The organism is Sphingomonas oligoaromativorans (genome assembly GCF_011762195.1).
GTDB lineage: Bacteria > Pseudomonadota > Alphaproteobacteria > Sphingomonadales > Sphingomonadaceae > Solisphingomonas > Solisphingomonas oligoaromativorans.
This window is the reverse complement of sequence record NZ_JAASQK010000002.1, coordinates 335,760-354,687: the sequence shown is the minus strand read 5'-3', so window position 1 is coordinate 354,687 and position 18,928 is coordinate 335,760. Positions and strand designations below refer to the sequence as shown.

Here is an 18,928-nt window from a genome sequence, read left to right as displayed (position 1 = left end):
TCGCCTCCTCAAAGCCGGCGAACGCCAGCGGGCGACAGGGAAAATCCATGAAATAATGGCGCTTCGCTAAAGGGGTAAAATGATCTGGATTTGCGTTATGAAACGCCCCTCTCAGATTATGCTGTGAAGGATTCCCGGATTTTGAAGGCTAAGCGCACGCGCGCGTTTCAATGTACCACGAAGATCGGTTGTCTCACCGGGGCCGAATGCGAGCTTCACGATGCGTCGATAGAAATCAGCCCACGGGCCGCCCTGCGAGCTGGGCCAGTCGTTCCAAGTCGCCTCGCGTCCGAAAGCAGACTCAAAAACAGCCGATAGATACCAAGCTCTTCCGTCACGATGCTGTCTCTCTTCTGCTGTTTTCCACCGCCCTTTTGGTTGGGAAGGGAGCGTCGTTGCCCCCCATCTTGCCCGCAAGAAGACCGCCAGCCATTCGATCCCATCTGCCGCCGCTGCGAATTGTGGCCAATTCTCCGGCACGCCCGAAGGGGTTTGGGGCACGTCGAAAAATAGCTCAGCTCTGGCGGGTAAAGAGAGAGAGGCCAGTGCCTCATGAGCGGCCTCGACGGCCTCGGTCGCCTTCTTCAGCTCAGCGATCTGATCAGCGGCACTCCGCAGTGATGGCGTGAACCCTAAGGTTCTAATCAGGACATCCCGAATCATATAAGTCAACCGATGCATGTTCCACCCCTCTGCGAGGGGCAGCTCAAATCCCGCAAGCGCTTCAATGACCGCTTGCTCCGTCAGGTTGGGAAAGGGAACCTGCCTATCTGGTGCAAGGTGAGACAGTTCTAAAAGACTTGAGGGAGATTTTTTTCCCTTCGCTGCCCATTCGAGAAAGCCGTTTTGCGTCATCGTCACTCTCTCGCGAACTTAGTTAGAGGCAGTACCTTGGCCCCGATCCTGAGCGTGTCGAGATGATCGCTCCACCACTGTGCCATCCTGACGCGCTCATCCCAGTGCTGTCCGCGCGCGTAAGCGCCGCGCACCGCGTCGCTGTGGCCGTGGGCAAGGGCGCGCTCGATCGCATCCATGCTCCACTTGCCGCTCTCGTTGAGCAGGGTCGATGCGGTGGCGCGGAAGCCGTGGGCGGTCATCTCGTCGCTGGAATAGCCGAGCCGGCGGAGCGCGGCGTTCAGCGTGTTCTCGCTCATCGGCCGCAGGCGAGTGCGGATCGAGGGAAAGACGAAGCCTTGATAGCCTTCGCGGCCACCGGTCAGGCCCTCCAACTCACCTAAGATGGCGAGCGCTTGTCGTGAGAGCGGGGCCGAATGGGGCTTGCGCATCTTCGTCTTCTCGGCCGGGATGGTCCAGATCGCCGCGGCAAGGTCCAGATCCTCCCATCGGACATTCCGCAACTCGCCAGGGCGGACAAAGACATGCGGCGCCAGTTGCAGCGCCAGCCGTGTCACGCCGTCACCGTCGTAGCTGTCGATCGCGCGCAGCAGGCCACCGAGCTTCACCGGATCGAGGATCGCCGCATAGTGCGTCACCCGCGGCGCGGGGAGGGCGCCCTTCAGGTCACGGCTCGGATCGCTCGCGAGTCTGGCGGTGGCCACGGCGTAGCGCATCACTCGCCCGGCGAATTGAAGGCAGCGATTGGCCGTTTCGAGGGTGCCCTTGGCCTCGATTTTCCTCAGCGCCGCGAGAATGTCGCTCGGCTCGATCGAGGCCACCGGCATGTGCCCGATGGAAGGGGCCAGCAGCGCGGCGTGCCATTCGGCCTTGGCCGCAGTCGATGCGGAATAAGGGCGAGCGCCATCTGCCTTGCGCATGGCGATGTACTCGTCAGCGATGGCCTTGAAGGTGTTGCCGACATCACCTTTCGCTCGGGCCTTGGCGCGCCGCTTCTCAAGCGCCGGGTCGCTGCCATCGGACAGCATCTTGCGCGCGTCGTCGCGCTTGGCTCGCGCTTCGGCCAAGGAGATCTCGGGCCATTGCCCTAGCGACAGTGTTCCGCGCTTGCCGTTCTGGCGGTAATCGAAGCGCCAGAGCTTGCCGCCGGCTGTCGTCAGCAGGAGGTACAGCCCTTTGCCGTCGGCCAACTTGCGGGCCTTCTCGCCCGCTTTGGCCTGCCGGATCACGATCTCTGTCAGCGCCATACCGCCACGCTCCATCAAGCATTTGACGGTATCGGCCTTATCGGTATCGCGCCGTACCGTCCGATGCACCGTCAAAAACGACGGTATGATAGCGAAGGTCAGCGAGTGCTGGCGAACGCCTAGACGAGGGATATCACCGGTTTTCGGGGAATTTTCAACCGCCAGCGAATGGTGGCGAAAGAGAGAATGGTGCCGGATGAGGGGATCGAACCCCCGACCTTCGGTTTACAAAACCGCTGCACTACCGCTGTGCTAATCCGGCTCCGGGGCGTTCGGTAGCGTCCCGGCCGGGGGTGGTCAATGCAGGCCGAAGGTCCAGCCTTCGGTTTCGGCGAGCGTCGCCGTCAGGCTTGCCGGATGCCACAGCGCCTCGTCCCGCGCCGCATCCGCGAGCCATGCCGCGCCGAGCAGAGCGTCGGTGCGGTGGTCGTCATAATGGCCGAGCGGGGCGTGCGGCGGGTGGCCGAGCGCGGCCAGCGCCGCATCCAGCGCCTCGGCCGAGCGCATCTTGCTCCGCCCTTTGGCGAGGCCGGCGGCGCGGGCGGCGAGGCTGGTGTAGATCTCCACGATCAGCGGCCCGGAGGCGGGCACCGGGTCGAACGGCCACGCGGCCGCGCGCCCCGCCAGCCGGTGGAGCAGGCGCATCCCCGCGAGGCTCGCCTTGCCGACCTGCGCCGCGCCGACCAGGTTGAAGCTGGACGAAGGCGCGAGCCCCGCCGCCCGCGCCGCCCGCTCGGTGACGCGCATCCGGCCGATCCCGCCGCCGAACAGATCCCCGGTGCGCCCGCCATGGCGGCGGAAGTGGCGCGACAGCTCACCATGATCGACCAGCGTGGAGGCGCCGAGATGCGGTTCGTTGGCCGTCATGCGATCGACCAGCGCCCAGAGCGTGCGGGCATCGCGCGGGCTCTCCGCCCAGCCGGGGAAATAGGCGCCCGCATCCGCGAAGGGGAAGGATGCGGAGAAGTCGATCCCCACCAGCATGTCGTCCTGCCGCCCGAGCCAGCGCAGCACCGCCTCGCGCGACCAGTGCCGCCCCTCGGGCTCGACCAGCACGGGCGCGCCGCCGGGTTCGCAGACGGCGACCGCGATGCCCGGCTGGAATGCTCCCGCCGCGCCAGACCAGTCGATGCAGGCGAAGCGCGCGAACCGGCGGATCATCGGGCCTTGCGCGGGCGGGGCGGCTTTTTGGCCAGCGCGCGGGCGCAGGCGCTCTCGATCATCGCGCGCACCACATCGTCGCGCGGCGTGTCGTAGCGGACCAGCACCGCCGGATAGCCCTCATAATGCGGGGTCTTCCAGAAGCTTTCGGGATGCTCGGCCATCAGCCAGTCGATCACGCCATGATCGAGATGGAGGACGAAGCTGCTATCCGGCTCATGGCCGATGTTGAGGAAGGCGTTGCCGTTCGCCTTCACCGAGGGCTGGCCGTAGCTGGTGGAAAGCTCCGCCCCCTCCAGCGTCAGCGCATAGGCGACGGCTTCGTCCCAATTCATCCCCGGCGCTCCTTTCGCAGGCGATCCCAGTAAGCGAGCCGCTCGGCGATCTTCGCCTCGAAGCCGCGCGGGGTGGGGGTGTAGAAGGTCTGGGGCGCCATCTCCTCGGGCCAGTAATCGTCGCCCGAGAAGGCGTCCGGCGCGTCATGATCGTAGGCATAATCCTTGCCGTAGCCGGCCTGCTTCATCAGCTTCGTGGGGGCGTTGAGGATGTTCTTGGGCGGCATCAGCGAGCCGGTTTCCTTCGCCGCGCGCTGGGCGGCCTTGAGCGCCTTGTAGCCCGCGTTCGATTTGGGCGCGGTGGCGAGGTAGAGGCAGGCCTGCGCCAGCGCCAGCTCGCCCTCGGGAGAGCCGAGGAAATCATAGGTCTCCTTGGCGGCGATGCACTGGACCAGCGCGTTCGGATCGGCGAGCCCGATATCCTCGATCGCCATGCGGACCAGCCGGCGCAGCAGGAAGAGGGGCTGCTCGCCCGCCACCAGCATCCGCGCGAGATAATAGAGCGCGGCCTGCGGGTCCGATCCGCGCACCGCCTTATGGAGCGCCGAGATCAGGTTGTAATGCCCCTCGCGATCCTTGTCGTAGACCGCCATCCGCCGGTGCAGGAGCGCCGCGAGGCCGGAGGGGTCGAGCGGCTCCTCCAGCTCCACCGAGAAGAGCGTCTCGGCCTGATTGAGCAGGAAGCGGCCGTCGCCGTCGGCCGACGCGATCAGCGCGCCGCGCGCCTCGGGCGTGACGGGGAGGGGGCGGCCCTCGATCTCCTCGGCGCGGTCGAGCAGCGTGCCGAGCGCCGCCGCGTCCAGCCGGTGCAGGATCAGCACCTGCGCGCGGGAGAGGAGCGCGGCGTTGAGTTCGAACGATGGATTCTCGGTGGTCGCGCCGACGAGGATGACCGTGCCGTCCTCGACATAGGGCAGGAAGCCGTCCTGCTGGGCGCGGTTGAAGCGATGGATCTCGTCCACGAAGAGCAAAGTGCGCGTGCCGGTGCGGGCATGGTCGCGCGCTTCGGCGAACACCTTCTTCAGCTCCGCCACGCCTGAGAACACCGCCGAGATCGCCACGAAGCGCAGCGACACCGCATCCGCCAGCAGGCGCGCGATGCTGGTCTTGCCGGTGCCCGGCGGCCCCCACAGGATCATCGAGGAGAGCCTTCCGACCGCCACCATCCGCCCGATCGCGCCGTCCGGCCCGGTGAGATGCTCCTGCCCGACGACATCGGCGAGGGTGCGCGGGCGCAGATGATCGGCCAGCGGCGCGGCCTCGGCGGGAAGGGCGGCGGGGGCGGTGGTGTCGGCAAAGAGATCGGCCATGCCCTCCATATAAGCCTTTGGCCGTGGCGGCGAAGGGGTGTTGCATCAAGACAGTCTAAGATATATCTAAGAGCGACTCAGATGGAGGATGAGATACATGAGATTTGGATTTCACCATCACGGTCGCGGTGGCCGCGGTCATGGCCATGATCGCCACGAGCACCCCATGCACATGATGCGCGGCGGCTTCCGCCGGGGGCCGTTCGAGTTCGAATGGAGCATGGAGCGGGAAGGCCCGCGCGGCGGCGGCCGGCGCCGGATGTTCGACGGCGGCGAGCTGCGCCTCGTGCTGCTCAGCCTGATCGGCGAGCAGCCGCGCCACGGCTATGACCTGATCCGCGCGATCGAGGAGCGCACCGGCGGCGCCTATGCGCCGAGCCCCGGCGTCGTTTACCCGACGCTCACCATGCTGGGCGACATGGGCCTGATCGAGGACGCGCCGAGCGAAGGCGCCCGCAAGCTGTTCGCCGCCACCGCCGAAGGCCGGCGCGTGCTGGAGGAGAAGGCCGGGGAGATCGCCGCGCTGATGGCGCGCCTCGATGCGCTCGGCGAGATGCGCGAGCGGACCGAGGGCAGCTCGGTGCGGCGTGCGATGCACAATCTCAAGAATGTGCTGCGCATGAAGCTGGGCGAGGCGGACGCCTCCGAAGACATGATCCACGAAGCGGTCGCGCTGATCGACGAGGCGGCCCGCAAGATCGAGCGCCTCTGAGGCTCAGCCCGGTGACGAGGCTCGACCTGTTGCGCGCGCGGTTGCGCGCCGAGAAGGAGCGAATGATGACGATGACCAGCACGGCGCGGGTGGAGACCGCCAGCGCCAGCCGCTACCTCCAGCAGCTCTGCAAGCATTGGGCGCACAAGCTGGAGGTGGCGTTCGATCCCGCCCATGGCACGATCGGCTTCCCCAACGGGACGACGGTCACGCTCGATGCCGACGAGAGCGGCCTCACCAGCCGGATCGAGGCGCCCGACGCCGAGATCCTCGACCGGATGAAGACGGTGCTGGCCGAGCATCTCGACCGCTTCGCCTTCCGCGAGGCGCCGTTGCCCTTCGTCTGGAGCTAAGCGTCTGGTTCAGCCCGGCTGCTGCCCGCCCGGCCACGGCGCACGCTGGAGGCCGGGCGTGCGCAGGCTGCCCCGCTGGCGCTGCCGCTCGATCCTGAGATAGGAATCGACCAGCGCCTGATTCACATTGTCCCACTCATAGGCGCGGCTGGCGAGGCGCCCGGCCTGACCCGCCGCGAGGCGCGCCTCGCCGTCGCGGCAATAGCGGGCGAGGGCATCCGCGAAGAGATGCGTCGCGCCGGGGCGGACCAGATCGCCCGTCACATGCGGCTCGACGAGGCTGCGGCTGCCCGTGGCATCGGCCGCGACCACCGGGATGCCGGCGGCCATGGCCTCAAGGGTGACATTGCCGAACGTCTCGGTGACGGAGGGGTTGAACAGCACGTCCATCGACGCCGCCGCGCGGCCGAGATCGGCGCCGCCCTGAAAGCCCGCGAACACGGCATTTTCCGGCAGGCGCTTCTCGAACCAGTCGCGCGCCGGGCCGTCGCCGACGATCAGCACGCGATGCCGGACGCCCCGGCGGACCAGCTCGTCGATCGTGTCCGAGAAGACGTCGAGCCCCTTTTCCATCACCAGCCGGCCGATGAAGCCCACCGCCACCTCGTCATCGGCGATGCCGAGCGAGCGGCGCCATGCCATGTCGCGGCGCTCGGGCGAGAAGCGATCGCGCTCGACCCCGCGCGACCAGATGCCGACGTCGAAGTTCATGCGCTGGTCCCGCAGAAGCTGGGCCATCGAGTCCGACGGCGCGAAGATCGCGTCGCAGCGGCGATAGAAACGGCGCAGCACCGCCTCCACCGCACCTTCGAGGAAGGCGAAGCCGTAATAGCGCGGATAGGTCTCGAACCGGGTATGGACCGAGGCGACCACCGGCAGATGGTTCTTGCGCGCGAAGCGGACGGCGGCGTGGCCCAGCACTTCCGGGCTCGCGACATGGATCATGTTGGGGCGGAAGGCGTGGATGTCCTTCTTCACCGCCGGCGTCAGCAGGATCGGCGCGCGATATTCAGCACGGCCCGGCAGCGGGATCGCCGGCACGCCGACCAGATCGCCCACGGCCTCGAAGGCGGGCTTCTTCACCTTGGGCGAATAGATGCGCACGGCCGCGCCCTGTCGCAGCAGATATTCGACGAGGCGGTTGAGGGCCTGGTTCGCGCCATCCCGGACATAGTTGTAGTTGCCGGTGAACAGCGCCACGCGGAGGTCGGTCACTTCCATCGGGGGGTGCATAAGCGCGTGGACGTCCGGTGCCAAGATGTCAGCCGGCAAGGCTGGCGAGAAGCCACAGATTTGCCGCCGAAAGCATCGCGAACAATCCCCACGCGACGGCGATCGGAAGCGGCCCCGCCGCGAGGCCGCCCATGATCCCTTTGTCCCCCGCCGCGCGGATCAGCGGCCAGATCGCGAAGGGGAGCTGGAGCGACAGGACGATCTGGCTCACCACCAGCATCGGCCCGACGCCATGATCCCCCAGCAGGATCACCCCCAGCATCGCCGGGATGATCGCGATGACCCGCGTGATGACGCGCCGCTGCCAGCAGGGGATCTTGAGCTTCAGGAAGCCTTCGAGGGTCACCTGCCCCGCGATCGTGCCGGTGAACGTGCTGCTCTGGCCCGAGGCGAGCAGCGCGATGCCGAAGAACAGGCCGGCCGCCTTGGCGCCGGTGATCGGTTCGAGCAGATGATAGGCGTCGTCGATCTCGGCGATCTGGGTGTGCCCCGTCGCGTGGAAGGCCCCCGCCGCGAGCGCGAGGATGCCCGCGTTCACCAGCATCGCGAGGAACAGCGAGATGCCCGAATCCCAGTTGGCGATGCGGATCGCGGCGCGCTTTTCGGCCTCGCCGCCGGGAATCTCGCGGGTCTGCACGATGCTGGAGTGGAGGTAGAGATTGTGCGGCATCACGGTCGCGCCGATGATCCCGATGGCGATCGTCAGCGCGCCGGGCTGGGCGAGCCGCCCGGTATCCGGGATCAGCCCCTGCGCGACGGCGTGGAAATCCGGCGGGACGATCCACAGCTCGATCAGGAAGCAGAGCGCGATGGTGGCGACGAGGCCGGTGACGATCGCCTCCACCTGCCGGAAGCCGCGCCCCTTGAGGCCGACGACCAGCAGCATGTCGAACGCGGTGAGCAATATGCCCGCCCACAGCGGTAGCCCCAGCAGCAGCTTGATGGCGAGCGCGCCGCCCAGCACCTCGGCGACGTCGGTGGCGAGGATGGCGATCTCCGCCAGCGCCCACAGCGCGAAATTGGGGACGCGGCCGTAGCGCCGGCGGCAGGCCTGCGCGAGGTCGAGCCCCGAGGCCATGCCGAGCCGGAGCGCGAGCGACTGGAGCAGGATCGCCGCGAGGCTGGCGCCGACCAGCACGAACAGCAGGTCGAAGCCGTATCCCGAGCCGGCGGCGATGTCGGTGGCCCAGTTGCCGGGGTCCATATAGCCGACCGCGACGAGCATTCCGGGGCCGGCGAACCGCGCGATCCTTTGCCCGATCGGGGCGGATTTCGGAACGGCGATGCTGCCTTCCACCTCGGACGGGCAGAAGGGCGCGGTGGCGCGATCGGGAAGCGAGAGGCCGAGGACGGTTGCCATGGCGCGGTTATGGCGGCTCGGATGGGGGAGGGATAGGGGGCAGGAAACGCCCGATTCCTCTCGCGGGCTTATGTGAAGCTCCGCGAGAGGCCGTGATATAGCCGTTCCCGGCAAACGAGGCTGGATGTCGCGTCCGCCACCAGGGCGGTGGCGAGCAGCGGCAGCAGCAGGCTATGGCTGGCGGTCGCTTCCGAGATAATCACCACGGCGGTCAGGGGAGCCCGCACGGCCCCGGTGAAATAGCCGATCATGCCGAGCAGGATGACCGGCCCCGCGGCCGAGGCCGGGAAGAGCGTGCGGAGCATGTCTCCCAGACCGGCCCCCGTTGCGAGCGACGGCGCGAAAATGCCGCCCGGCATCCCCGATACGGCGGTGGCGAGCGTCGCCAGGAATTTGGCGGCCCCGAACCACAGCGGCGCATGATGGCCCAGGATAATCATGCGCGCGGGCTGATAGCCGGTGCCCCACGTCATCTGCGTCGAGCAGCCGAGCGCGGCCACCACCAGGCCGGCGCCGATCGCGAGGGCGACGGGATGGGCGCGCATTGCTGCGAACGGCCGCCAGCGGGAACCGGCGAATGCCAGCATCGCCCGCGCGAACAGCCCGCCCGTCAATCCGCCCGTCACGCCCGCCACCAGCGTCACGACGATGGCGCGGCCGATCGGCAGCGTATCCCCCATCGCGCCGAAATAGACATAGTCGCCCGCGATGCCGAGGCTGACCATGCCGGAGATCAGCACCGCCGTCATGACCAGCAACGTCATGCGCTGATCGTAGGCGGCGGCGAGTTCCTCGATGGCGAAGGTCACCCCGGCGAGCGGGGTGTTGAACGCCGCCGCCACCCCTGCCGCGCCGCCCGCCACCATCACCGAGGCCCGGATCGGCACGCGGAACAGCCGGTGGGCATAGGCCATGATCGTCGCCGAGATCTGAACGGTAGGCCCTTCGCGCCCCACCGAAGCGCCAACCAGCAGGGCGACGAGCGTCACCAGAAACTTCACGGCCGCCGTCCGGGCCGATGCGAGGGAGTTCATAGCGCCGTTCGGATCGAGGCGCGCCGCCATGATCTGCGGGATGCCCGATCCGCGCGCCGCCGGAGCGACGCGCCGCGTGATCCACACCAGCCCGCCGAACACGGCCGGCGTGGCGATCAGCGGCGCCCACCACCACACACGGACGAATTGCCGGAACAGGGCATTCGCCTCATCCGCCAGCCGCGCGAACAGAAGCGCGGTCAGGCCGAGCGCGATCGCGCCGGAAACGATCGCGGCGCGCTTGCGCCATATGGGAGCCGCCGGGCCGTGGCGGCGTGTGAGCAGCTTGATGCGATCCATCCGCTGCCGCTGCTTCGGGCGATCGATCGAAGGACCGGCGGCTTCGGATGGTGCAGATTCGGACATGGCGCCGCTTTATCCACTGGGATGGCGGGATGCACCCCTCATGCTGTTCAAATGCCAGCTTTTCCTTTTCCCTTCCCCAAAAAAACAAAACCCCTCCCGTGATCGCTCACGGGAGGGGCTCTGTCTCGACCCGAACGGGATCGTCGAAACGATCAGTCGTTCAGATAATCGCCCGCATCGGCATCGGTGCCGTGGCCCGAGGGCACAACCTCGGCCAGCGCATCGTCGCCGGTGCCGACGCTGTCGCGCGGGCTGCGCTTCAGCTCGGCCTCATGCTCCTCGGCGGCCGAGTTCGGGGCGGCGATCGCTGCCTCGAACGCGCGCTGCTGGGCACGCAGCGCCGCGTCGCGCGACGAGGCCGCCACGCGCAGGCGCTGCATACCCGCACCGGTGCCGGCGGGGATCAGGCGACCGACGATCACGTTCTCCTTGAGACCGTTCAGCTCGTCGACCTTGCCCTGCACCGAGGCCTCGGTCAGCACGCGGGTCGTCTCCTGGAACGACGCCGCCGAGATGAACGAGCGGGTCTGGAGCGACGCCTTGGTGATGCCGAGCAGGATCGGCTTGCCCTCGGCCGGCTGGAGGCCTTCCGCGATCATCTTGCGATTGACCGCTTCCATGTCCTCCTTCTCGACCTGCTCGCCCGGCAGGAAGGTGGTGTCGCCGGCCGCCGTGATCTCGACCTTGAGCAGCATCTGACGAACGATCGTCTCGATGTGCTTGTCGTTGATCTTCACGCCCTGAAGTCGATACACTTCCTGGATTTCCGACACGAGATAGGCCGCGAGCGGCTCGATGCCGAGCACCTCGAGGATGTCGTGCGGATCGGGCGAGCCGCCGATCAGGTTGTCGCCACGCTTGACGTGATCGCCTTCCTGAACGTCGATCACCTTCGACTTCGGCACCAGATACTCGACCGGCTCCTGACCATCGTCCGGGCGGATGATGATCTTGCGCTTGGCCTTGTAATCCTTGCCGAACTCGACGCGGCCGGAGACCTTCGCGATGATCGCGTTCTCCTTCGGCTTGCGCGCCTCGAACAGCTCGGCGACGCGCGGCAGACCGCCGGTGATGTCGCGGGTCTTGGCGGCTTCGCGGGACACACGGGCGAGAACCTCACCCGCCTGCACCTGCTGGCCGTCCTCGACCGAGAGCATCGCGCCCGGCGCCAGCATGTAGCGCGCGGCCTCGCCCGAATTGCCGTCGAGCAGCGTCAGGCGCGGACGGAGATCTTCCTTCCGGCTGGTGGCGCGATACTCGATGACGACCTTCTGGGCGATGCCGGTGGCTTCGTCGGTCTGCTCGGTGAGCGTCGAGTTCTCGATGAGATCCTGATACTTCACCGTACCGGCCTTCTCGGTGATGACCGGCATCATGAACGGATCCCACTCCGCCAGGCGCTCGCCCTTGGTGACGACCGCGCCGTCGGTGTGCATCAGATGCGCGCCGTAGGGGATGCGGTGCGTCGCCAGTTCGCGACCGTCCATGCTGATGAGCGCGATCTCGCCCGAGCGCGACATCACGACGCGGCGACCACGCGGATCGACGATCGTGGGCATGTCGCGATACTCGATCGTGCCGTCGGCCACCGCCTCGAGGTTCGACGTTTCGTTGAGCTGCGCCGCGCCACCGATGTGGAAGGTCCGCATGGTGAGCTGCGTGCCCGGCTCGCCGATCGACTGCGCCGCGATGACGCCGACCGCTTCGCCGATGTTCACCGGCGTACCGCGGGCGAGGTCACGGCCGTAGCAGGTGGCGCAGACGCCACCGATCGACTCGCAGACGAGCGGCGAGCGGATCTGGAGCGACGGCGGCGCCAGCGCCTCGACCTGCGCGATCATCGCTTCGTCCAGCAGGGTGCCCTGCGGGATGACGACTTCGCCGGTCTTCGGATCGATGATGTCCTCGGCCGTGGTGCGGCCCAGGATACGCTCGCCGAGCGACGCGATGGTGGCGCCGCCCTGGACGATCGCCTTCATCTCCAGCGAACGCTCGGTCTGGCAATCGATCTCGACGATCGTGCAGTCCTGCGACACGTCGACCAGACGGCGGGTCAGGTAACCCGAGTTCGCCGTCTTGAGCGCCGTATCCGCGAGACCCTTACGAGCACCGTGGGTCGAGTTGAAATATTCAAGGACGGTCAGGCCTTCCTTGAAGTTCGAGATGATCGGCGTCTCGATGATCTCGCCCGACGGCTTGGCCATGAGGCCGCGCATACCGGCGAGCTGCTTGATCTGGGCGGCCGAACCACGGGCGCCCGAATGCGCCATCATGTAGATGGCGTTCATCGGCTTCTCGCGCCCGGAATCCTCGTGCTTGACCGCCTGGATCTCCTTCATCATCTCGGCCGCCACACGGTCGCCGCAGCGCGACCAGGCGTCGATCACCTTGTTGTACTTTTCCTGCTGGGTGATGAGGCCGTCCTGATACTGCTGCTCGTAATCCTTCACGAGCAGGCGCGTCTCCTCGACCAGCGGATCCTTCGCCGCCGGGATCACCATGTCGTCCTTGCCGAACGAGATGCCGGCCTGGAACGCGTGACGGAAGCCGAGCGCCATGATCGCGTCCGCGAACAGCACCGTCTCCTTCTGGCCGGTGTGGCGATAGACTTCGTCGATGACGTCGCCGATGTCCTTCTTGGTGAGAACGCGGTTCACGGTCTCGAAGGGCACCTTGTGGCTCTTCGGCAGGCATTCGCCGATGAGCATACGGCCCGGCGTCGTCTCGTAGCGCTTGAGGTACTGGTTGCCGTCCTCGTCCGTCTGCGGGATGCGCGAGACGATCTTGGTGTGGAGCGTCACCGCCTTGTTGTACAGGGCCTGGTGGACCTCGGTCATGTTGGCGAGCGCCATGCCCTCACCCGGCTCGTTCTCCTTGGAGAGCGAGAGGTAATAGAGGCCCAGCACCATGTCCTGCGACGGCACGATGATCGGCTTGCCGTTCGCAGGGCTCAGGATGTTGTTGGTCGACATCATCAGCACGCGCGCTTCGAGCTGGGCTTCCAGCGAAAGCGGGACGTGGACGGCCATCTGGTCGCCGTCGAAGTCGGCGTTGAAGGCCGAGCAGACCAGCGGGTGAAGCTGGATCGCCTTGCCCTCGATCAGCACGGGCTCGAACGCCTGGATGCCGAGGCGGTGGAGCGTCGGCGCGCGGTTCAGGAGGACGGGGTGCTCGCGAATAACTTCGTCGAGGATGTCCCAGACTTCCTTGCGCTCCTTCTCGACCCACTTCTTGGCCTGCTTCAGGGTCATGGAGAGACCCTTGGCGTCGAGGCGGGCGTAGATGAACGGCTTGAACAGCTCGAGCGCCATCTTCTTCGGCAGGCCGCACTGGTGGAGCTTCAGCTCCGGGCCGGTCACGATCACCGAACGGCCCGAATAGTCCACGCGCTTGCCGAGAAGGTTCTGACGGAAGCGGCCCTGCTTGCCCTTGAGCATGTCGGACAGCGACTTCAGGGGCCTCTTGTTGGCGCCCGTGATGGTGCGGCCGCGGCGGCCATTGTCGAACAGCGCGTCGACGGCCTCCTGCAACATGCGCTTTTCGTTGCGGACGATGATGTCCGGCGCGCGCAGTTCCATCAGGCGCTTCAGACGGTTGTTACGGTTGATGACGCGGCGATACAGATCGTTGAGATCCGACGTCGCGAAACGACCGCCGTCGAGCGGCACGAGCGGGCGCAGTTCCGGCGGGATGACCGGAACGACGTCGAGGATCATCCATTCCGGGCGGTTGCCGGATTCGATGAAGCTCTCGACGACCTTGAGGCGCTTGATGATCTTCTTCGGCTTCAGCTCGGACTTGGTGACCGCCAGCTCCTTGAGCAGCTCGTCACGCTCGCCCTCGAGGTCGAGGTCGATCAGCATCTGCTTCACGGCCTCGGCGCCGATGCCGGCCGAGAAGGCGTCCTCGCCATACTCGTCCTGCGCGGTCAGCAGCTCGTCCTCGGTGAGGAGCTGATACTTCTCGAGCGGGGTGAGGCCCGGCTCGATGACCACATAGGCCTCGAAGTAGAGGATGCGCTCAAGCTGCTTGAGCTGCATGTCGAGCAGCAGGCCGATGCGCGACGGCAGCGACTTCAGGAACCAGATGTGGGCGACGGGCGCCGCCAGCTCGATATGGCCCATCCGCTCGCGGCGGACCTTCGAGACGGTAACCTCGACGCCGCACTTCTCGCAGACGATGCCCTTGTACTTCATGCGCTTGTACTTGCCGCACAGGCACTCATAGTCCTTGATCGGGCCGAAGATGCGCGCGCAGAACAGGCCGTCACGCTCGGGCTTGAACGTGCGGTAGTTGATGGTTTCCGGCTTCTTGATCTCGCCGAACGACCAGGAGCGGATGCGCTCGGGCGAGGCGATGCCGATCTTGATCTGATCGAACGTCTCCGGCTTCGCGAGCGGATTGGCGAAATTGGTCATCTCGTTCATAAATCTGTCCCTCATCCAACTCCCCTCCCTGACAAGGGAGGGGCCGGGGGTGGGTCGGTCCGGGGCGGGCGTCGCGCATGCCGCGAGGCACCCACCCCTCGATCCCCTCCCTGCACGCAGGGAGGGGAGGATTGCTTACTCCGCGGCCTCGGCCAGACCGTCGCCATCCTCGTTGTTGAGGAGTTCGACGTTGAGGCCCAGCGAGCGCATTTCCTTGACGAGCACGTTGAAGCTCTCGGGGATGCCGGCCTCGAAGGTGTCGTCGCCCTTGACGATCGCCTCATAGACCTTGGTGCGGCCGACCACGTCGTCGGACTTCACCGTCAGCATCTCCTGGAGGGTGTAGGCGGCGCCATAGGCCTGGAGCGCCCACACTTCCATTTCACCGAAGCGCTGACCGCCGAACTGCGCCTTGCCGCCCAGCGGCTGCTGGGTGACGAGCGAGTACGGCCCGATCGAGCGCGCGTGGATCTTGTCGTCCACGAGGTGGTGCAGCTTCAGCATGTAGATGTAGCCCACCGTCACCTTGCGATCGAAGGCGTCGCCGGTGCGGCCATCATACAGCGTCGACTGGCCCGAGGTGTCGTAGCCCGCCTTGGTGAGCATCGCCGACACGTCCGCTTCGCGGGCGCCGTCGAACACCGGGGTGGCCATCGGCACGCCGTTCTTCAGCAGGCCCGCCATCTCGATGATCTCTTCGGCCGAACGGCTGTCGATGTCGGCATGATACTGCTCGCCATAGACGTCCTTCAGGCGGTCCTTCACCGCCTGCGGGGCATCCGCGAGCTTCTCATAGACATTGTTCAGCTTGCCTTCGGTGTAGAGGCGACCTTCGTCGCTCTCGCGCCACTGCTCCAGAGCCTCGGTGATCTGCTTGCCCAGACCGCGCGAAGCCCAGCCCAGGTGCGTCTCGAAGATCTGGCCGACGTTCATGCGCGACGGCACGCCCAGCGGGTTCAGCACGATGTCGACATGCGTGCCGTCCTCTAGGAACGGCATGTCCTCGATCGGCAGGATGCGCGAGATAACGCCCTTGTTGCCGTGACGGCCGGCCATCTTGTCGCCCGGCTGAAGCTTGCGCTTCACGGCGACGAAGACCTTGACCATCTTCAGCACGCCCGGCGGCAGCTCGTCGCCGCGCTGGAGCTTCTCGACGCGATCCTCATAGCGCTTCTGGAGGACGCCGACGGCGTCGTCATACTGCGCCTTCACCGCTTCGAGATCGGCCTGGACGGCATCGTCGGCCACCGCGAACTTCCACCACTCGCGCTTCTCGACCTCGAGAAGCATCTCGTTGGTGATCTCGGTGCCCTTCTTGATGCCCTTCGGACCCGACGCCGCGATCTGCCCCGCCAGCATCGGCTGGAGGCGCGTGAAGGTGGCGCGGTTCAGGATGGCGCGCTCGTCCTCGCGGTCCTTGGCGAGACGGTCGATCTCCTCGCGTTCGATCGCCAGCGCGCGCTCGTCCTTGTCGACGCCGTGGCGGTTGAACACGCGCACGTCGACGACGGTGCCCGAGACGCCCGGCGGCAGACGCAGCGAGGTGTCGCGGACGTCCGAGGCCTTTTCGCCGAAGATGGCGCGCAGAAGCTTCTCTTCCGGCGTCATCGGGCTCTCGCCCTTCGGCGTGATCTTGCCGGCGAGGATGTCGCCCGGCTCGATCTCGGCACCGACATAGACGATGCCGGCCTCGTCGAGGTTGCGCAGCGCCTCTTCACCCACGTTGGGGATGTCGCGGGTGATGTCCTCCGGCCCGAGCTTGGTGTCGCGGGCCATCACCTCGAACTCTTCGATGTGGATCGACGTGAACACGTCGTCCTTCACGATGCGCTCGGAGATGAGGATCGAGTCCTCGTAGTTGTAGCCGTTCCACGGCATGAACGCGACGAGCGTGTTCCGGCCGAGCGCCAGCTCGCCCATCTCGGTCGACGGGCCGTCGGCGATGATCTCGCCCTTGCGGACGGTCTCGCCCACCTTCACCAGCGGGCGCTGGTTGATGCAGGTCGACTGGTTGGAGCGCTGGAACTTCATCAGCGTGTAGATGTCCACGCCCGACTTGCCCGGCTCCACCTCGTCGGTGGCGCGGATCACGATGCGGCCGGCGTCGACCTGGTCGACGATGCCCGCACGCTTCGCGCCGATCGCGGCGCCCGAGTCACGCGCCACCGTCTCTTCCATGCCGGTGCCCACGAAGGGGGCCTCGGCGCGGACGAGCGGAACCGCCTGACGCTGCATGTTCGAGCCCATCAGCGCGCGGTTGGCGTCGTCGTTCTCCAGGAACGGAATGAGCGACGCGGCGACCGAGACGAGCTGCTTGGGGCTGACGTCCATCAGCGTGATCTGATCGCGCGGGGCCATCAGGAACTCGCCGGCTTCACGCGCCGAGATCAGATCCTCGGCGAAGGTGCCGTCCGCGTTCACCTCGGCGTTGGCCTGGGCGATCGTGTGCTTGGCCTCTTCCATCGCCGACAGATAGACGACCTCGTTGGTCACCTTGTTGTCGATCACCTTGCGGTACGGCGTCTCGATGAAGCCATACTTGTTCACGCGGCTGAACGACGCGAGCGAGTTGATGAGGCCGATGTTCGGGCCTTCCGGCGTCTCGATCGGGCAGATGCGGCCATAGTGCGTCGGGTGGACGTCGCGGACCTCGAAGCCCGCGCGCTCGCGGGTGAGGCCGCCCGGCCCGAGCGCCGAGACGCGACGCTTGTGCGTCACTTCGGAGAGCGGGTTGGTCTGGTCCATGAACTGCGAGAGCTGCGAGGAGCCGAAGAACTCGCGCACCGCGGCCACGGCGGGCTTCGCGTTGATGAGGTCGTTCGGCATCACCGTGGACACGTCCACGGACGACATGCGCTCCTTCACGGCGCGCTCCATGCGGAGCAGGCCGACGCGATACTGGTTCTCGAGCAGCTCGCCCACCGAACGCACGCGGCGGTTGCCGAGATTGTCGATGTCGTCGATCTCGCCCTTGCCGTCCTTGAGGTTCACGAGCGTCTTGACGACCTCGAGAATGTCCTCGGTGCGGAGCGTCGTGACGGTGTCCTCGACGTCGAGGTCGAGGCGCATGTTGAGCTTCACGCGGCCCACGGCCGAGAGGTCATAGCGCTCGGGATCGAAGAACAGGCCGGCGAAGAGGGCCTCGGCGGTTTCCTTCGTCGGCGGCTCGCCGGGGCGCATGACGCGATAGATCTCGGACAGCGCATGATCGCGCTCCTCGACCTTGTCGGCCTTCAGCGTGTTGCGAATCCACGCGCCCGTCGAGATGTGATCGATGTCGAGCAGCACCAGATCCTCGATGCCGGTGGCGTCGAGCTTGGCGAGGTTCTCCTCGGTCACTTCGTCGCCGGCTTCGATGTAGATCTCGCCGGTGGACTCGTTGATGAGGTCATAGGCCGAGTAACGGCCGAAGATTTCCTCGGTCGGGATCAGCAGGGTCTGGAGACCGTCCTTGCCCGCCTTGTTCGCGGCGCGCGGGGAAATCTTGGTGCCGGCCGGGAAAACGACCTCGCCGGTGTCGGCGTTGACGACGTCGAACATCGGCTTCTGGCCGCGCCAGTTCTCGACGACGAACGGAACCTTCCAGCCGCCTTCGCCGCGGACATAGGTCTGCGTCTTGTAGAAGTGGTTGAGGATCTCCTCGCCATTCAGGCCGAGCGCATAGAGCAACGTCGTCACCGGCAGCTTGCGCTTGCGGTCGATACGGACGTTGACGATGTCCTTGGCGTCGAACTCGAAATCCAGCCACGAGCCGCGATACGGGATCACGCGGGCGGCGAAGAGATACTTGCCGGACGCATGGGTCTTGCCGCGATCATGGTCGAACAGCACGCCCGGCGAACGGTGCATCTGCGAGACGATGACGCGCTCGGTGCCGTTGACGAAGAAGGTGCCGTTCTGCGTCATGAGCGGCATGTCGCCCATGTAGACGTCCTGCTCCTTGATATCGAGGACCGAACGGGTCTCGGTATCCGGGTCCACCTCGAACACGATCAGGCGCAGCGTGACGCGCATCGGGGCGGCATAGGTGATGCCGCGCTGGCGGCATTCCTCGACGTCATACTTCGGCTCTTCGAGCTCGTAGTTGACGAAGTCCAGCTCGGCGGTGCCGGCGAAATCGCGGATCGGGAACACGCTGCGCAGCGTCTTCTCCAGCCCGGACACATAGCCGATCGACGGGTCGGAGCGCAGGAACTGCTCGTAGCTTTCGCGCTGGACCTCGATCAGGTTCGGCATCTGCACCACTTCGTGGATGTTGCCGAACACCTTGCGGATGCGCTTCTTCGCACCGGCGATCATGTGGGGTGGGATAGGCTGGCTGGCCATTGTGGTCCGTCCTCGCAATCAATGTCGTCGTGGAATGCCTCCCAGCATTCCCACAGCCGTTTGCGGTCCTCCGGGTGGAGTCCACGCAAAAAAGTGCGGACCCGGGCTGTCGGGACCGCACTGCTGCACTCGTCTGACCCGGCCCTCGTCTCCCATTCGTCGCGATCCGTTGCGCAAGGCGGATCGTGTCCCGGAGGCGGGGCGGGCGG

At 66.4% G+C, this 18,928-nt stretch carries 12 protein-coding genes and 1 tRNA gene; 2 read left to right on the top strand and 11 right to left on the bottom strand.

Features of this window, described 5'->3' with window-relative positions:
- Positions 1-111: 111 nt before the first annotated feature.
- The 6 genes from FHS98_RS05760 to FHS98_RS05735 all read right to left on the bottom strand — a co-directional run bounded on the left by FHS98_RS05760 (position 112) and on the right by FHS98_RS05735 (position 4,908).
- Positions 112-855, bottom strand: coding sequence for a hypothetical protein (locus FHS98_RS05760; RefSeq protein WP_167101354.1), 744 nt, complete (start codon positions 853-855; stop codon positions 112-114).
- 2 nt (positions 856-857) lie between these two features.
- Positions 858-2,102 carry a tyrosine-type recombinase/integrase gene (locus tag FHS98_RS05755; RefSeq protein ID WP_167101351.1) on the bottom strand — a complete coding sequence of 415 codons (1,245 nt, stop codon included), beginning with the start codon at positions 2,100-2,102 and terminating at the stop codon, positions 858-860.
- Between the two features lie 187 nt (positions 2,103-2,289).
- Positions 2,290-2,364 (bottom strand) — tRNA-Thr (locus FHS98_RS05750).
- A 35-nt stretch (positions 2,365-2,399) separates the two neighbouring features.
- Positions 2,400-3,263: a hypothetical protein gene (locus FHS98_RS05745; RefSeq protein ID WP_167101348.1), complete on the bottom strand. Its 864-nt coding sequence runs from the start codon at positions 3,261-3,263 to the stop codon at positions 2,400-2,402.
- Positions 3,260-3,598: a hypothetical protein gene (locus FHS98_RS05740; RefSeq protein ID WP_167101345.1), complete on the bottom strand. Its 339-nt coding sequence runs from the start codon at positions 3,596-3,598 to the stop codon at positions 3,260-3,262. The genes FHS98_RS05745 and FHS98_RS05740 overlap by 4 nt, the downstream gene beginning before the upstream one ends.
- Positions 3,595-4,908: a replication-associated recombination protein A gene (locus FHS98_RS05735; RefSeq protein ID WP_167101342.1), complete on the bottom strand. Its 1,314-nt coding sequence runs from the start codon at positions 4,906-4,908 to the stop codon at positions 3,595-3,597. Before FHS98_RS05735 ends, FHS98_RS05740 begins: the two co-directional genes overlap by 4 nt.
- Before the next feature lie 97 nt (positions 4,909-5,005).
- Here FHS98_RS05735 and FHS98_RS05730 point away from each other — a divergent pair, with 97 nt between their 5' ends.
- Positions 5,006-5,620: a PadR family transcriptional regulator gene (locus tag FHS98_RS05730; protein ID WP_425057332.1), complete on the top strand. Its 615-nt coding sequence runs from the start codon at positions 5,006-5,008 to the stop codon at positions 5,618-5,620.
- A 71-nt stretch (positions 5,621-5,691) separates the two neighbouring features.
- On the top strand, positions 5,692-5,973 hold the full coding sequence (locus FHS98_RS05725) for a DUF2218 domain-containing protein (RefSeq protein ID WP_208402063.1): 282 nt from the start codon (positions 5,692-5,694) through the stop codon (positions 5,971-5,973).
- Positions 5,974-5,982: 9 nt separating this feature from the next.
- On the opposite strand, the gene FHS98_RS05720 is transcribed toward FHS98_RS05725, so the two are convergent.
- The 5 genes from FHS98_RS05720 to rpoB all read right to left on the bottom strand — a co-directional run bounded on the left by FHS98_RS05720 (position 5,983) and on the right by rpoB (position 18,719).
- Complete coding sequence (locus FHS98_RS05720; protein WP_167101336.1) at positions 5,983-7,194, bottom strand: glycosyltransferase family 4 protein; 1,212 nt, start codon at positions 7,192-7,194, stop codon at positions 5,983-5,985.
- A gap of 40 nt (positions 7,195-7,234) precedes the next feature.
- Positions 7,235-8,566 carry an Nramp family divalent metal transporter gene (locus FHS98_RS05715; protein ID WP_167101333.1) on the bottom strand — a complete coding sequence of 444 codons (1,332 nt, stop codon included), beginning with the start codon at positions 8,564-8,566 and terminating at the stop codon, positions 7,235-7,237.
- Positions 8,567-8,634: 68 nt separating this feature from the next.
- Positions 8,635-9,966, bottom strand: a complete 1,332-nt coding sequence (locus FHS98_RS05710) for a chloride channel protein (RefSeq protein ID WP_167101330.1) — start codon at positions 9,964-9,966, stop codon at positions 8,635-8,637.
- A 152-nt stretch (positions 9,967-10,118) separates the two neighbouring features.
- Positions 10,119-14,393 carry a DNA-directed RNA polymerase subunit beta' gene (rpoC, locus tag FHS98_RS05705; RefSeq protein ID WP_167101327.1) on the bottom strand — a complete coding sequence of 1,425 codons (4,275 nt, stop codon included), beginning with the start codon at positions 14,391-14,393 and terminating at the stop codon, positions 10,119-10,121.
- 135 nt (positions 14,394-14,528) lie between these two features.
- Complete coding sequence (rpoB, locus tag FHS98_RS05700; RefSeq protein WP_167101324.1) at positions 14,529-18,719, bottom strand: DNA-directed RNA polymerase subunit beta; 4,191 nt, start codon at positions 18,717-18,719, stop codon at positions 14,529-14,531.
- Positions 18,720-18,928: the final 209 nt, after the last annotated feature.